The sequence below is a fragment of the Halobaculum gomorrense genome (assembly GCF_900129775.1).
Lineage (GTDB): Archaea > Halobacteriota > Halobacteria > Halobacteriales > Haloferacaceae > Halobaculum > Halobaculum gomorrense.
The window spans coordinates 268,412-282,960 of record NZ_FQWV01000001.1 but is presented as its reverse complement, the minus strand read 5'-3'; the positions used below and the strand labels follow the sequence as shown (position 1 = coordinate 282,960).

Annotated in this window: 14 protein-coding genes; 3 read left to right on the top strand and 11 right to left on the bottom strand. The window is 69.9% G+C overall.

Annotation, left to right across the window (positions count from 1 at the left end):
- Positions 1-9: 9 nt before the first annotated feature.
- From BUE16_RS01410 to BUE16_RS16550, 8 genes are all read right to left on the bottom strand, one after another.
- Positions 10-402, bottom strand: a complete 393-nt coding sequence (locus tag BUE16_RS01410; protein WP_073306631.1) for a winged helix-turn-helix domain-containing protein — start codon at positions 400-402, stop codon at positions 10-12.
- Between the two features lie 73 nt (positions 403-475).
- Positions 476-1,030, bottom strand: a complete 555-nt coding sequence (locus BUE16_RS01405) for a sugar O-acetyltransferase (protein ID WP_073306630.1) — start codon at positions 1,028-1,030, stop codon at positions 476-478.
- Between the two features lie 48 nt (positions 1,031-1,078).
- The gene (locus BUE16_RS01400; RefSeq protein WP_073306629.1) at positions 1,079-1,399 is read right to left on the bottom strand and encodes a NifU family protein; all 321 of its coding nucleotides are present in this window, start codon (positions 1,397-1,399) and stop codon (positions 1,079-1,081) included.
- A gap of 129 nt (positions 1,400-1,528) precedes the next feature.
- On the bottom strand, positions 1,529-3,109 hold the full coding sequence (locus BUE16_RS01395) for an LVIVD repeat-containing protein (protein WP_073306628.1): 1,581 nt from the start codon (positions 3,107-3,109) through the stop codon (positions 1,529-1,531).
- Between the two features lie 88 nt (positions 3,110-3,197).
- Positions 3,198-4,163, bottom strand: coding sequence for an ROK family protein (locus tag BUE16_RS01390; protein ID WP_073306627.1), 966 nt, complete (start codon positions 4,161-4,163; stop codon positions 3,198-3,200).
- A gap of 80 nt (positions 4,164-4,243) precedes the next feature.
- Positions 4,244-4,687, bottom strand: coding sequence for a universal stress protein (locus tag BUE16_RS01385; protein ID WP_073306626.1), 444 nt, complete (start codon positions 4,685-4,687; stop codon positions 4,244-4,246).
- 264 nt (positions 4,688-4,951) lie between these two features.
- Positions 4,952-5,335 (bottom strand): DUF5611 family protein, encoded by a 384-nt coding sequence (locus BUE16_RS01380; RefSeq protein WP_073306625.1) that lies wholly within the window; start codon positions 5,333-5,335, stop codon positions 4,952-4,954.
- A 267-nt stretch (positions 5,336-5,602) separates the two neighbouring features.
- Complete coding sequence (locus BUE16_RS16550) at positions 5,603-6,970, bottom strand: DUF7093 family protein (RefSeq protein ID WP_159435692.1); 1,368 nt, start codon at positions 6,968-6,970, stop codon at positions 5,603-5,605.
- Positions 6,971-7,117: 147 nt separating this feature from the next.
- On the opposite strand from BUE16_RS16550, the gene BUE16_RS01370 reads away from it, so the two are divergent.
- Both BUE16_RS01370 and ygfZ read left to right on the top strand, forming a co-directional pair.
- Positions 7,118-7,417, top strand: a complete 300-nt coding sequence (locus BUE16_RS01370; RefSeq protein ID WP_073306624.1) for a DUF6432 family protein — start codon at positions 7,118-7,120, stop codon at positions 7,415-7,417.
- 93 nt (positions 7,418-7,510) lie between these two features.
- A complete protein-coding gene (gene ygfZ, locus BUE16_RS01365; RefSeq protein ID WP_073306623.1) occupies positions 7,511-8,608 on the top strand; it encodes a CAF17-like 4Fe-4S cluster assembly/insertion protein YgfZ in 1,098 nt (365 codons plus the stop codon).
- A gap of 88 nt (positions 8,609-8,696) precedes the next feature.
- Here the strand turns inward: ygfZ and BUE16_RS01360 are convergent, their stop codons facing one another.
- The 3 genes from BUE16_RS01360 to uvrA form a co-directional block, all read right to left on the bottom strand.
- Positions 8,697-9,776, bottom strand: coding sequence for a geranylgeranyl reductase family protein (locus BUE16_RS01360; protein WP_073306622.1), 1,080 nt, complete (start codon positions 9,774-9,776; stop codon positions 8,697-8,699).
- Between the two features lie 197 nt (positions 9,777-9,973).
- Positions 9,974-10,975, bottom strand: coding sequence for a WD40/YVTN/BNR-like repeat-containing protein (locus tag BUE16_RS01355; protein ID WP_073306621.1), 1,002 nt, complete (start codon positions 10,973-10,975; stop codon positions 9,974-9,976).
- A gap of 51 nt (positions 10,976-11,026) precedes the next feature.
- Positions 11,027-14,065 carry an excinuclease ABC subunit UvrA gene (gene uvrA, locus BUE16_RS01350; RefSeq protein ID WP_079991440.1) on the bottom strand — a complete coding sequence of 1,013 codons (3,039 nt, stop codon included), beginning with the start codon at positions 14,063-14,065 and terminating at the stop codon, positions 11,027-11,029.
- Between the two features lie 273 nt (positions 14,066-14,338).
- On the opposite strand from uvrA, the gene BUE16_RS01345 reads away from it, so the two are divergent.
- On the top strand, positions 14,339-14,515 hold the full coding sequence (locus tag BUE16_RS01345) for a hypothetical protein (RefSeq protein WP_234972305.1): 177 nt from the start codon (positions 14,339-14,341) through the stop codon (positions 14,513-14,515).
- Positions 14,516-14,549: the final 34 nt, after the last annotated feature.

The window sequence follows — 14,549 nt, the reverse complement described above, 5'->3', positions numbered from 1 at the left end:
TAGGTCGCTTCAGAGAACCAGTACCATCACGATCTCATAAAGCACGTATAGGAGAACGAGAAGCATAATTGCTCTAATGATGTTCCCGGCGGCATTGTTCGGGAGTTCGTCGTACATTTCGGCGATTCCAGGTTCGTTGTTGAGGTTCCGAGTCGAAGCCGTCTCTTGCACAGACTGTGAAGAACCCTCGAAAAGGCCGCTACCGAACATCCGTTCGAGTTCACGATCCTGCCGATCGAACATCGCTTCCATCTCGTTGTATCCGTCGAACCGGTTCTTCACCTGACTCACGTAGGACGATGAGCAATCACACGCCGTAGCGATCTCCGCATTTGTTGCATTTGGATTCTCATGCCACGTCAGAAGGATCTCTCGTTGAAGATCTGTCTTACCATCAGACATGCTGTGAATTCTGGATGAATAGGTGAGACAAAAAAGGATGGGACGAGACAGGGAGGAAGAAGGCAAGAGATCGTCATTCCAATTTCCGGATCACCCGCGCCGGGTTCCCGCCGACCACGACGTCCGCGGGCACGTCGTCGGTCACGACGGCCCCCGAGGCGACGACCGCCCGGTCGCCGACCGTCACGCCCGGATTCAGCACCGCGCTGCCGCCGATCCAGACGTCGTCGCCGACGGTCACCGGGTCGCCGGACTCCCTCTCCCGCCGCCGCTCGGCGTCCATCGGGTGCGTGGCGGTGTAGACGTGGACGCCCGGCCCGAGTTGGCAGTGGTCGCCGAACTCGACGGGCGCCACGTCGAGGATCACGCAGTCGAAGTTGGCGAAGAAGTCGTCGCCGACGGCGATGTTGTCGCCGTAGTCGCAGCGAAACGGCGGCTCGACGGCGACGCCGTCGCCGACCGCGCCGAACAACTCCGCGAGGAGGTCGCGGCGACGGTCGGCCTCCTCGGGCGCTGTCGCGTTGTACGCGCCGGTCAACTCCCGCGCGCGTCGCCGGGCGGCGACCAACTCGGGATCGTCGGGGTCGTACGGCTCGCCGGCCACCATCCGCTCGCGTTCGCTCGGCACGTGCGGATCGGGCGAACGGAGGGAGAAATAGCCTCGTCTCCGGGGCGCTCAGAAGTGGTCCGACGACTCCGTCGAGTACTGGAGGTCGCCGCCGCGGCCGCCCTCGACGGTGCTGGAGCCCATCTCGCCGGTGTCGGGCACCTTCACGTGGACCTCATCGACCTCGTCGAAGTCCATGATCAGGTCCCGTTTGATGTTCTGTGCGGTGATGTCGGAGATGCCACAGCCCGAACACGTGCCGCCGAGTTCGACGACGACGACGCCCTCCTCGGCATCGGCCTCGCGCACGACGCTCGTCCCGCCGTGCATCTGGATGATCGGCATCTGTCCGACCATCCACGTCTCGACGCGCTCCGCGAGGTCGCTCATTACCCTAGGTTGGTCGCCGAAGGGTTGAAACCTTGCGGTTGCCCGGCCCCCACTTGAGGCGGAAGAAACATCCTCACGGTCGTTGCGGACGGATTCCGTGCCGTCAGCGCCTCCCACGTCGTCAGCGACTCACTCCGCGTCGTCGGCGGGTCGCTTCGCGTCGTCGCCGGCGACCCCGTCGTCGACGTGAGTCTCCCGTCGTCGGCCGATTAGTGCGGCGACGACGCTCGCGCCGACCCCCACGCCCGCGACCGCGCTCGCGACGCCGAATCCGGGGGCGGCCGCGCTGGAATCGGCCGAGGGGGTCTCGGTACCCCCCGCGGTGTCGCTTCCCGTCACCGTCGGCTTCGTCGCCTCCGTCTCCGTCAGCGTCGAGGTCGTCATCGGCGGGGCTGCTGTCCCCGCCGCCTCGTCGTCCAGCCGTGAGCGGTCGCCGCCGACGCCCGCGCGGTCGGGGAACGTCCACAATCCAGCCGGAGCGCCGGCGCGCGTGCCCATCGACGGCGCGAGGAAGTACTCGTCGGAGACCGCGAGCACGGCGCCCCAAAAGCGGGTCGCGTCGGGGTCGGCCCACCACGTCTCCTCGACCGGGTCGGCCGGGTCGGATATGTCGTGGCGCTTCACGCCGCCCTGGTACCACGAGGTGTACAGCGCGTCGCCGGTCAGGTCGAGGTTGTGGGCGGTCGTCCACATCCCCCCGAACCTCGGATCGGGCGAGTGCGGCGGGGCGATGCTCGACAGCCGGGCGGGTGCGGCCGGGTCGGACACGTCGTACAGGTCGACGCCGCTGGGGCCGCCGAGCAGGTCGCCCTCGTGCTCGACGGCCCAGCTCTCGCGCCCGACCGCGAGCACGTCGCCGCCGGGGGCGAGCACGGCGACATGGTGGTTTCCCGGGGGGACGACCCCCGATCGCGGCGGCGGGTCGCGCAGGGCGTCCGGGTCGCCGGGGTCGACGGCGCCCAGAAGCGTCGGACTCGACGGCGTGGACACGTCGAGCAGGTACGTGCCGGCGTCCCAGTACGCGAGCGCCGCGACGTCGTCGCGCACGGTTACGTCGTGGATCGGCCAGATCCCTGAGGGCACGTCGCGCCACGCGGGATCTGCCTCGAGCAGCGACCAGCGCGCCACCTCCTCACGGGCCTCGACATCGACGACGACGAGAGCGTTGTCGGCCGCGTCGTTGCCCGTGAGATAGCAGTGCCGTCCGGCGAAGTCGGCGTTGTGGATCGGGAAGTCGGTCTCGTAGTAGCCGGACTCCTGCGGGGCCGTGGGATCGGAGATGTCGACCACGAGCACGCCCGAGGGAACGTCGTCCCGGGCGTGCGCGGGGCCGACCACGATCAGGCGGTCGCCGGAGACGGCCGCGTCGTTGAGGCCGCGCAGCGGCCCGTCCGAACGCTCGGCGAGCAGGTCGCGGCGCTCGGCGAGCACCATCGGGGCGGTCGGGTCCGAGACGTCGACGGTCGCGTACCCGTCGCCGAGCGCGAGGGACGCGGTTCGCCCGTCGCCGGAGACTACAGCCTCGCGAGTGCCCCGGAGTTCGACGGAGCCGAGCGGCCCGTACGGCCTCTCGTCGGAGGTGGTAGCGTCGGACCGCCCGTTCGCGGCGTCGACCGCCGAGAGCGGGCCGGCGGGACCGCCGATGACGCCCGCGCCGAGGGCGGCCCCGGCGGTCGCCCCCGCGGCGCGGAGCAGTCGGCGTCGTCGCATACCTGGTCGTGGCTCCGAAGGCGGATAGGAATAGCGGCGAGGGCGGGCCGGGTGAGAGGTGGACGGGTCGCGATGCCGACGCCGGAGGCTACGCCGTGCGGTCACCGGTGCCGCCGGTGATCGCAGAGGCGAGCGCGCCCCTGAGGACCACGTCGTCGCCCATCTCGGTGAGTCGCACGTCGGGGACGTTGACGAAGGTGGTCTCCTCGAGGTGCTCGCGGACGGGGTCGAGCACGAGGTCGGGGTTATTGAGCGCGACGGCGCCGCCGACGCGCACCACCAGCGGGGCGTACGCGTTCGCGAGGTTCGTGAAGCCGATCACGTTCCAGTCGGCGACGCGGTCGATCACGTAGTCGGCCAGCGGGTCCGAGCCGTGCATCTCGAACACGTCGACCGCCGAGAAGTCGGGGTCGTCGAGCGAGAGGTCGGTCGCCACGTCCGCGGCTTCCGTCCGGGCGAGGTGTTTGGCGTACTCGGGGATGTTGTTGCCCGAGCAGTACGCCTCCCAGTGGCCGTCGCGGCCGCAGCCACAGGACATCGCGCCGTCGGGGTCGACGACCATGTGACCGACCTCGCCGGCGTTGCCGTCCCACCCGGAGAGGACGTGGCCGTCGACGCAGACGCCGGCACCGAGTCCCGAAGAGATGGTGACGTACGCCATGTCGTCGGGGTTGCGATCGCTGTTAAACCGCTCGCCGATGACGCCCGCGACAGTGTCGTTGTGGAGGTGCACCTCATCGGTGTCGAGCAGCTCCGAGAGGGGCCCCACGAGCGGGACGCGACCGATGTCGGTGATGTTCGCCGGACTGTCGATGGCGCCCTCGGCGAGATCCAGCGGACCGATGGAGGCGACGCCCGCGGCCGTGACATCGGCGGGGTCGATGCCGGCCCGGGCGCACGCCTCGCGGGCGACACCGAGGACGGCTTCGGTGATCGCGATACCGGACGTGCGGGGGGTGGCGGTCTCCGCGCGCGCGACGATGTTCGCGCGGTCGTCACCGACGGCGGCGCGGAGGTTCGTGGCCCCGAGATCCACGCCCACGTAGTAGGCCATCACGCGTTGGTTCGGGCGGCCGCACTTACGGATACCGCTTTCTCACACGCGAGCGAGTGAGTCGCCGACGACGAACGCCGTCACTCCTCCCGGACGAACGTCACCGGACACGGCGCCGACAGCATGATCTGCTGGGCCGTCGACCCGAACACGGCCTTGCCCGTCGGGGAGCGCTTGCGGCCGCCGACGAACACCCGGTCGGCGCCGACGCGCTCGGCCAGCTCCGCGATCGCGTCGCCGGGATCGCCGACGACGCCCTCAACGGCGTACTCGACGCCCGCCGCCTCGAGTGCCTTCATCGCTCGACGGATTCCCTCTAGGCGACGGGCCACGTCAGACGGCGTGCCGTCGACGCCCTCCAACTGCGAGAGCGCCTCGTCGACGTCCTCCTGGGTCTCGAAGGCGTGGGCGACCACGATCCGCGCTCCCGTCGCCGAGGCCACCTCGATCGCCTCCTCGGTCAGTCGATCCAGTCGCTCACCGTCGTCCCGCTTTACCATCAACAGAATCGTTTCGATGCTCATACCGCTCGGTACGAGCCCGAGTGTAAAAAACCTGTTGCAAAACTTTACTCAGAGTCGAATAAATAATCATTCGGGTTCGGAGCCGTCGATATCCGAGCCGAGAGCGTTCGGTCGGAGTGGCGCGGACAGGATCGCGAGGTGCGCGGGGATCCGGCGCGAGAACGGCGCGGGCGGTACTGCGCCGCCGCTGATCGACGGGTGGGACACTCCGGGCGCCGTCAGCGATCGCCGACGGGCAGCGTCGAGAACCAGCGTCGCGAGCGCTCAGTAGTCGGGGGCATCGTCTTCAACGTCGCGCTTCATGGAGTCGCGGCGCGACTTGGCGTCGCGGCCGGTGGCGTCGAGCAGGAACGAGTTCTTCGCGTCGACCGCGTCGGCGGCGGCGTCGGCGTTACCCTCGGCGATGACCTCCTCTGCGGGTCGCTCCTCGAAGTGGACCGCGAGCTTGTTTTTCTTGCCCGAGTACGACGCCGCGCCGGCGACGATCCGATCGAACACCGGGTTGTCGGGCTCCTCGACGACGTACAGCTCGTGCCCGTTGTACTCCTCGCTGCCCGTGACCGGGCCGAAGCGCTCTTCGATCTCGGCTTTCAGGTCGGGCATCCGGTCTTCGAGATGCTCGCCGCGACGCATCTTGTACTGCTTCATGCCCGGCCGTTTGCCCGGGGGCGGTAAACACGTTTCGTCAGACGGCGCGTGGGCGTGTCTGTCCGCCGAACCCGACCGATCGCGTGACGGGCGGCCCGTCCGCTCGCGCGGATCGACGCGCCGCGGTCGCAACGGGCGGCGGGAACCGATGCGGGTCCGTCGCCGTCGAAGCGAACTGCCGTCAACGAGGCGATCGGTCGCGTCGCGTAGGCCGGAGGAGGTTGCGGAGGTGCGGAAAGAACCTCTCGCCGTTCGGGGCGGAGAACGTTATTGAACCTCGCGCTCTTCGATGTAGCCCCGCTTGCATTCGGGGCAGATGTCGCCGGCGCGCATCGAGGAGGCGCCGACCGGCTCGCCGTTCCCGCACTCCGGGCAGACGTAGACGGTGTCGACGCGGTCGACGGTCGTCCGAAGTTCGACGTTCGGACGCGAGCGCTCGGCGTCGTCCGGGCCGGGGGTCCCGCAGCCGGCGTCTGCTGGGTCGCCCCCGCTGGCGCCGTCGGAGCGGTCGTCCTCGGCCGTCGGAGCGGGCCCGCCCGCAGCCGCGTCGGCGTCCGCCTCGATGAACTCCACGTCCTCCTGGCTGGCGACCTCGGGGTCGACCTGGGGCGTGAGGTTTCCGTCCACGGAGACGCCGTCGCCGCCGTCGTCGTCGCCGAGTTCGGCGTCGTACCCCTCGTCGTCGCCGGCCTGTTCGGGCCAGTCGTCCGGACCGGCTCCATCCACGAACTCCACGTCCTCCTCGCTCGGGTCCGTCGCCGCGCCCGGTTCGTCGGCGCGCTTCGCGTCGGGCACCACGTCGGTTCGAGCCTCGTTGGCGGCGGCGTCCTCGCTGCCCTCGTCCTCGGCGCCATCGTCCTCGCTGTCGATGAACTCCACGTCTTCCGACTCCCCGTCAGCCGGCCTGTGCTGGTCGTCGGCCCCCGCCTCGTCGGTCGGTTGGTCAGAGAGGTTGCGGTCGGCGTCGGGCCACTCAGCGGGTCCGCCGTCGGCGTCGTCGCCGCGGCGGTTCGCGTCGGCGTCGGGCCACTCCCCGTGGGCTCGACCGCCCGAGTCGGCTGCGTTCGCCGTCGGCTCCGCATCGCCGGCTCCGCTTGCGACGCCCCCGCCGGCCGAGGTGTCGTCATCGGCGCCGAGGATCTCGGCGTCCTCTTGAACGTCGGGGTTGCCCCCGTCTTCGGCCGGGTCGGCCGCGGGATGATCGAAGTCGGTGTCGACGGCAGCGGCGTCGGGGTCGCCCCCGTCGTCGGCGGCGGCGGCAGCCGCGTCCGTGGCGTCGCGTACGGTTTCGCCCTCTGCGTCACCGGCGTCCGCATCGGCCGTGTCGGCCGTAGTAGCCGTTTCCGCCGCGCCGGCCGCGTCGCCCTCGCTGGAGTCGTGGCTCGTGTCCGCCGTCCCGGTGCCGGTCGCATCCGCCGTCGCCGACACCGGTGGGGCGGCCGCGGAGCCGGACTCCTCGAGGAGTTGATCCACCGAGGTGACCTCCTTATTCTCGGAGACGACTCGCGTCTCGCCGCAGCGGCTGCACTCTTTCACCTCCGAGATGGTGATGACGACCTCGTCTCCCCGCTCCTCGCGGTCCCGTTCCATCCTCGGCTCCGAGAAGTCGTGGCCGAGGAGACATCTGAGTCCCATTGTGCCTACGAATCGCCCTAATCCATAAAAGGGTTCGCTCGCGTCGGACGCGTGGCACGCGCGCCGTGCGGGCGACGTGCGGGCGGGACTGACGGACGGAGGGCGTTCGCCGGTAGACGTAAGCCGCCCCCGGGCGATCCCACGAGTATGAGGGTGCCGCCCGAGTTTCGCGACAGGGAGGACACGCAGGTGGCGGTTCTCGACGCGCTCGTCGGGCGCGCTGACGACGGGATGACCGTGTTGGAGCTTCGCTCCGGCGTCGACGCGACCATCGACGAGGTGGAGGAGGCGCTGTCGGCGCTGAAATCGGCCGGGCTCATCGGCGTCGAGCAGGCCGACGGAGGGGTCCGGATCTACCCCGACGACCGCGTCGTGCCCGACGCCGGCGACAACGTCGACGAGGGCCCGGGGCTGATCGACGCGATCCGTCGGCGGCTCGGGCTGTGACCGCCGCGGCGCTCGGTCAGTCCCCGGCAGTGCCGCCCCGTGCCCGACGCCGCTTTCGGTCCCCTTTTGCCGTCCGCGGGGCTGCGTACGCGTATGAGTCTCGTCGCCGACGTACACGCCGACCACGGCGCGACCTTCACCGATCGCGGCGGCCGCGAGGTCGTCGCCGACTACGGCCGGCCCGACAGCGCCGCCCGCGCCGTGCGAAACGGTGTCGGCGTGATCGAGATGGGCTACGGCGTCGTCGTCGTCGAGGGCGACGACCGCGTCGCGTTCGTCGACAACGCCGTCACCAACCGCGTGCCCGAGGAGGATGGCGAGGGCTGCTACGCCCTGCTACTGGACCCGCAGGGCGCGATCGAAACGGAGCTGTTCGTCTACAACGCCGGCGAGCGGCTCCTGCTGTTCACGCCGCCGGACCGCGCGGGGCCGCTCCTCGACGACTGGGAGGAGAAGATCTTCATCGACGACGTGCAACTGCGCGACGCGAGCGCCGACTTCGGCGTCTTCGGCGTCCACGGCCCGACCTCGACCGAGAAGATCGCCTCGGTGCTCAACGGCGCCGGCTCCCCGGAGCCCGAGCTCACGTTCGTCCGCGGCCGGATGGACGACGTGGGCGTGACGGTGATCGCCGGTGACGGCCCCACCGGAGAGGAGGGGTACGAGGTCGTCTGCGCGGCCGAGGAGGCCGAGCGCGTGTTCGACACCCTCCTGACCCGCGGCCTCAACGCCGCGCCGTTCGGCTACGCGACGTGGGAGACGCTCACCGCGGAGGCGGGAACGCCGCTGTTCGGGACCGAACTGCGGGGTCGACTCCCGAACGTCGCCGGCGCTCGCGCCGCCGTCGACTTCGAGAAAGGCTGTTTCGTCGGCCAGGAGGTCGTCTCGAAGGTGGAGAACCGCGGGCGCCCGAGCCAACGGCTCGTCGGCCTCCGGCCCGACGAGCGTCCCGAGGCCGGCGCGGCGGTGTTCGACGGCGACGCCTCGGTCGGCGAGGTGACCCGCGGCGTCGAGTCGCCGAGCCTCGGCGCGCCGATCGCGCTCGCGTACCTCGAGTTCGACGGCGACGTGACCGACCTGACCGTCCGCGTCGACGGCGACGAGGTCGCCGCCGAGCGCGTCGACCTCCCGTTCGTCGACGGGAGCGCGCGATCGCTGCGGCTCCCGACGTACCCTGAGGCGACCGAGTAGACCTGACGCCGGGCGACCCGACGATCAAGCGACCCGACGATCAAGCGGCCGGACGAGTCGACACGCGAGCCGGCGGAGCCGGCGGCCCCTACGAGAACAGCTTCCTCAGGTTGTCCCGCGAAAAGAACGAGCTCGGTTCGTCCATGTGAACGCCGATCTCGCCCGAGAGCGCCCACAGCCCGACCCGCTGCACGGGAGCGGGAAGCGAGTACGCGCGGCGGATCCAGTGACCGAGTCGGATCTCCCGGCTCAACTCCTCGCGCCATCCCTCCTCGTATCGGGGGAGCGTGTTCGGGTCCTGCGGGTCGATCACGTCGGCGGCCACGTCGGCCGCGCGCATCCCGTAGAGGATGCCGCCGCCGGTGAACGGCTTCGTCTGGGCGGCCGCATCGCCCAGCAGGAACCCCCGCTTCGCGGTGGTCCGCTCGGGCGGGCCGATCGGGATGGCGCCCGAGCAGAAGCGGTCGGTCTCCACGCCGTACGCGTCAGTGAGTCGGTCGAACAGCTCGTTCACCTCGTGGCCCGGCGGCGCGGCGAGGCCGTACTCGACGCCCGCGTCACCGCGGGGGATCCGCCACGCAAAGAAGCGCGGCGCCGTGAGGTGCACGTCGACGTAGTCGCCGTCGTCGACCTCGTCGGTGAACGCGAGGACACCGTGGAGTTTCTCCGTCGGCTCGGGGAGGTCGAGCTGCTTGCGAACTCGGGAGACCGGACCGTCGGCGCCGGCGACCATCCGGCCCTCGAACGTCCGTTCCTCGCCGCCGACGCTCGCGGTTACCTCGACGTAGCCGGCCTTTTCCTCCACCTTCGTGACGGTGTGGCCCTCGCGCACGTCGGCGCCTGCGTCGCGCGCCGCGTCGGCGAGCGTCCGGTCGAGTGCGACGCGGTCGATCACGTTCGAGATCTCCTCGCGCTTGTAGAAGCGGTCGCTCGGCGAGTCGGGGCCGCCGACGTGGAAGTTTGCGCCGTACACGCGGTTCTGGAGCAGCCGCTCCTTCGCGTCGCTCGGGACGTACTCCCAGATGTCGGTCGAGACGTGCCCCGAACAGGCCAACGGCTCGCCGATCGTCCCCTTCTCGAGGGCGAGCACGTCGTAGTGGGCCTCGGCGGCCCGCCGGGCGAAGCGCGCGCCCGCCGGACCGACACCGACCACGACGAAGTCGTACATATTCGTCGCTTCGTGCGGACGGAGATATATCTCGTGGGTCGTCGTGAGGCTGACAGGCGGTCGATCACGGCGGCCGACCGACGATCGACCGCGACGCGCGACGGGTGACCACACACCCGCGAACCGCCGCGCGGCGACGTTCAGGTCACGGGGGTGCTGGCCTCGCCATCGGGTATGAACCCTCGGTCGCGATGGGGCTACGGGAGGACCGCCAGCCCGCGAGCGGTCTGGTCCGCGGTCCGATCGGGCCAGTCGACGGCGACTTCCTCCCACGAGTCTCCCGCGTTCGTGGTCCGGTACAGCCCACGATTCGATAGCGCGTAGAACTCCCCCGGGTCGCCGGCGGCGAGCACCGGCCGAGTGACGCCCTCGCCGAGCGGGAGCCCCCGACCGTCGAGGCGTACCCACTCCGAGTCGCCGGATCGCCGGTAGACGTACGTCTCCGCACGCTCGGCCGTGTGCGCCTCGCGGGCGCCGCGTGCGGCCGAGACGAGCGCGCGGTCCGGGTCGCCGGCGTCGACGGCGACGCTCCAGCAGTAGGTCCGGTCGAGTCCAGTCTGCGGGTGATCCCACGTCTCGCCGCCGTCGCTCGTCTCCGCGTAGCCGTCGCCGGCGGCCGCCCAGGCGCGGTCGGGCGCGTCGGGGTGCGTCGCCATCGAATGCGTGTCGCGTCGCGACCCCGGCGCGCGGTCGCGCCACGTCTCGCCGCCGTCGCCCGTGGTCACGAGCGCGCCGGCCTCGACGGCGACGTACAGGTGGCCGGGGTCGTCCGGGTCCGGCTCGATCCACCGGACGTGATGGGTGTGCGGCCGCGGTGGGAACGCCCACTCGTCGCTGGAGGGGAGGTCGACGACGCCGTCGCGGCGCTCCCACGCGTCGCCGCCGTCGGTCGAGCGGTAGACCCGCGACGGCTCGGTCCCGGCCCAGATCACGTCGGGGTCGTGCGGGGAAGCTGCCGCCGCCATCACCGCTGCCTGGTCGACGGTCTCGGCGCCGACGCGCTCGAACGTCGCGCCGGCGTCCGTCGAGCGCCACAGGCCCGACTCGAACGTGCCGACGAACGCGCGGTCGGGCGCGTCGGGATGGACCGCGACGCATTCGAGCGCGCGGCCGTCGAACTCCGGAGCCGTGACCGCCTTCTCCCCGTCGGGGTCGACGACGCGGAAGCAGTCACGCATCGCGGCGTAGACGGTTACCATAGCCGTCCGTTCGCGGCGGAGAGCGAAAAAGGTCGGCCGGAGGGCGCCCCGTCAGTCGTCGGTCGCAGGTGCTTCGACCGCCTCGCCCTCCTCTGCGCTCTCGTCTCTGCTCTCTCCCCCGTCAGCGTCGGTCGCTTCGGCCGCCAGCGCGGGCATCCGGCGGTCGCTTCGGGGGCCCTCGGCGTCCACCGCCGGGAGGTAGTCGCGGAGGTACCGACCGGTGTGGGACTCCTCGATGCGGGCGACCGCCTCCGGGGTGCCCGCGGCGACGACCTCGCCGCCGCCGTCGCCGCCCTCGGGGCCCAGATCGACGATGTGGTCGGCGTTCTTCACCAGGTCGAGCTCGTGCTCGATGACGACGACGGTGTTGCCCTTGTCGGTGAGCCGGTGGAGCACGTTGATGAGCTTGCGCTCGTCGGCCTTGTGCAGCCCCGTGGTCGGCTCGTCGAGCAAGTAGAGGGTGTCGCCGGCGTCCTTTTTGCCGAGCTCCTCGGCGAGCTTGACGCGCTGGGCTTCCCCGCCCGAGAGGGTGGTCGAGGGCTGGCCCAACTGCATGTAGTCGAGGCCCACGTCCTTCAGCAGACCGAGCCGGCGTTCGAGGCCGCTGTGGGACTCGAAGAAGTCGTACGCCTCCTCGACGCTCATGTCGAGCACGTCCGCGATGGTCTTGCCCTTGTAGGTCACGTCGAGCGTCTCGTCGTTGTAGCGGGCGCCGCCGCACTCCTCACAGGGGACGTGCACGTCAGACAGGAAGTTCATCTCGATCTTGACGGTTCCCTGCCCGCCGCACTCCTCGCAGCGGCCGCCCTTCACGTTGAACGAGAAGCGACCCTTGTCGTAGCCGCGCTGATTCGCCAGTTTGGTCTCGGCGAACAGCTCGCGGACGTAGTCGAACACGTCGGTGTACGTCGCGGGGTTCGACCGCGGCGTCCGGCCGATGGGCGACTGGTCGATGAGGCGCACGCCCTCGATGGTGTCCATCCCGGCGATGCGGTCGTGCTCGCCGGGGTCGACCTCCGTGTTGTCGTTCATCTCGCGCGCGAGCCCCTTGTACAGCACGTCGTGCATCAGCGTCGACTTCCCGGAGCCGGAGACGCCCGTGATGGCGGTGAACTGCCCGACCGGGATGTCCACGTCCACGTCCTTGAGGTTGTGCTGACGCGCGCCCTCGACGGTGAGCGCGGCGTCGCTGTCGCGGCGCGTCTCCGGCACCCCGACGACCTTCCGGCCCGCGAGGTAGTCGCCCGTCACCGACTCATCGGTGTTCACGATGTCGTCGAAGTCGCCCTGCGCGACGATCTCGCCGCCGCGCTTGCCCGGCCCGGGACCGATGTCGATGATGTTGTCCGCCCGGCGCATCGTCGCCTCGTCGTGCTCCACCACGAGGAGCGTGTTGCCGAGATCGCGAAGGCCCTCCAGCGTGTCGAGCAGGCGGTCGTTGTCGCGCTGGTGGAGACCGATACTCGGCTCGTCGAGGACATAGAGGACGCCCACCAGCCCAGAGCCGACCTGCGTGGCGAGGCGGATGCGCTGGCTCTCGCCGCCAGAGAGGGTCGACGCCTCGCGGTCGAGCGTGAGGTACTCCAGCCCGACCTCCTCCATGAAGCCCAAGCGCGCGCGGATCTCCTTGAGGATCTCCTCGGCGATAGTCCGCTCGCGCTCACTCATCGTCTCTTCCATCCCCTCGAAGTGGTCGAGCGCGTCGCCGATCGACAGCTCGTTCACGTCGGTGATCGACGTACCGTCGACGTACACCGACCGGCTCTGGGGCTTCAGGCGCGTCCCCTCGCACTTGGGGCAGGTGGTGACGGCCATGAACTCCTCGATGTGCTCGCGGGTCCGGTCGGAGTCCGTCTCGACGTGGCGGCGCTCCAGGTTCGGGATGACGCCCTCGAACTTCTGGGTCTTACGGCGCACGCCGTTCTTCGTCTGCTGTTCGAACTCCACCTCCTCGTCGGTGCCGTAGAGGAACTGCCGCTGCTGAGACTCTGAAAGCTCCTCGAACGGCGTCTCGACGCTGACGCCGAAGTGGTCAGCGACGTTGTCGAGGCGGGTGCGGTAGTACGAGCGGTTGTAGCTCCACGGCTCGAACACGTGCTTGATCGGCTGGCTCGGGTCAGTGACGACGAGGTCCTCATCGACCTCCTTCGTCGAGCCGATGCCCTCGCACTCGGGGCAGGCGCCGTGCGGGGAGTTGAACGAAAAGGAGCGCGTCTCGATCTCCGAGAAGTCGATGCCGCAGTGGGTGCACGCCAGGTCCTCGGAGAACTCGACGACAAGGCGGTCGTCGCTGTCGCCGGCGAGATCGCCCGTCGAGCGGGACTCGTTGCCGCCGAAGTCGCCGGCGAGGTCGTCGCCCTCGGGCGGATCAGGGAGGATCAGCTTCAGGACGCCGTCGGCCTCCTCCAAGGCCGTCTCGACGGAGTCGGTGATGCGCGAGCGGTCCTCCTCGCGGACCGTCACGCGGTCGACGATCACGTCTATCGTGTGGTCGTAGTTCTCGTCGAGGTCCGGGCGGTCCATCGAGAGGTCGTACTGCTCGCCGTCGACCTCGACGCGGGCGTATCCCTCCGCGGCCAGGTCGTCGAACAGGTCCTCGAAGGCGCCCTTCTGGTCGCGGACGACGGGTGCGGCGATCTTCGCGCGGGTGCCCTCGGGCAGCTCGAACACGCGGCGGACCATCTGCTGGGCCGACTGCTCGCCCACCTCGCGGCCGCACTCGGGGCAGTGCGGGTGGCCGACCCGGGCGTACAGGAGGCGGAGGTAGTCGTGGAGTTCCGTGACGGTCCCGACGGTCGACCGGGGGTTGTTGGCGGCGTTCTTCTGGTCGATGGAGATGGCCGGCGAGAGCCCCTCGACGCTCTCGACCTGCGGCTTGTCCATCTGCCCGAGGAAGTTCCGGGCGTACGCCGACAGCGACTCGATGTAGCGCCGCTGCCCCTCGGCGTAGACCGTGTCGAACGCGAGCGACGACTTCCCCGACCCCGACAGGCCGGTGACGACGTTGAACTGCTCGCGGGGGATCTCCACGTTGAGGTCCTTCAGGTTGTTCTCCTCGGCGCCGCGAACCTCGATGAACTCCTTGGGCACTACGCGTCACCCCGCGATCGGGGGGTGAATCGGTGACGCACGGCTCTGCCACTCATTACGAGCGACCTGGGGTCGGAGCCACTTAACGGGCGCGTCATCCGAGCAGCGCGGCGCTGTGGGGTGCGATACCGCGAGCAGCGCTCGCGTCATGGGTTCGCCCGAACGGTCGGTCACGGTCGAGGACGGGAGCCGCGTCGCAGCAGTCCTCAGTTGCCTCGGAGGTGGCGAACGCGGAAAGATTCATAACCATGGGTGCAGTTGACACGGTTGTCAATGCCAGACACGAAGCGCGGACGCGAACGGCAGGGGCGAAAGAAGCTCGAGCAGCTGGAGCAGCACCTCACCGAGCGAGAAGTCGAGACGCTCGGCGACGACGACGCGCTCCCGGAGTATCCGCCTGAAGAGGTCGACTCCGACCTGTTGTCCGCACCGCCGCAGGAAGCGGAGTGACGACGGGACTGCGCGAAGAGCCGTCTTTTTGCCG

Coding starts and splice junctions, on each gene's coding strand:
- BUE16_RS01385 (WP_073306626.1), bottom strand. CDS start 4,687: ATGAGCATCGAAACGATTCTGTTGATGGTAAAGCGGGACGACGGTGAG.
- BUE16_RS01370 (WP_073306624.1), top strand. CDS start 7,118: ATGAGGGTGCCGCCCGAGTTTCGCGACAGGGAGGACACGCAGGTGGCG.
- BUE16_RS01345 (WP_234972305.1), top strand. CDS start 14,339: ATGCCAGACACGAAGCGCGGACGCGAACGGCAGGGGCGAAAGAAGCTC.
- BUE16_RS16550 (WP_159435692.1), bottom strand. CDS start 6,970: ATGGGACTCAGATGTCTCCTCGGCCACGACTTCTCGGAGCCGAGGATG.
- BUE16_RS01390 (WP_073306627.1), bottom strand. CDS start 4,163: ATGGCCTACTACGTGGGCGTGGATCTCGGGGCCACGAACCTCCGCGCC.
- BUE16_RS01395 (WP_073306628.1), bottom strand. CDS start 3,109: ATGCGACGACGCCGACTGCTCCGCGCCGCGGGGGCGACCGCCGGGGCC.
- BUE16_RS01380 (WP_073306625.1), bottom strand. CDS start 5,335: ATGAAGCAGTACAAGATGCGTCGCGGCGAGCATCTCGAAGACCGGATG.
- BUE16_RS01360 (WP_073306622.1), bottom strand. CDS start 9,776: ATGTACGACTTCGTCGTGGTCGGTGTCGGTCCGGCGGGCGCGCGCTTC.
- BUE16_RS01400 (WP_073306629.1), bottom strand. CDS start 1,399: ATGAGCGACCTCGCGGAGCGCGTCGAGACGTGGATGGTCGGACAGATG.
- BUE16_RS01355 (WP_073306621.1), bottom strand. CDS start 10,975: ATGGTAACCGTCTACGCCGCGATGCGTGACTGCTTCCGCGTCGTCGAC.
- ygfZ (WP_073306623.1), top strand. CDS start 7,511: ATGAGTCTCGTCGCCGACGTACACGCCGACCACGGCGCGACCTTCACC.
- BUE16_RS01410 (WP_073306631.1), bottom strand. CDS start 402: ATGTCTGATGGTAAGACAGATCTTCAACGAGAGATCCTTCTGACGTGG.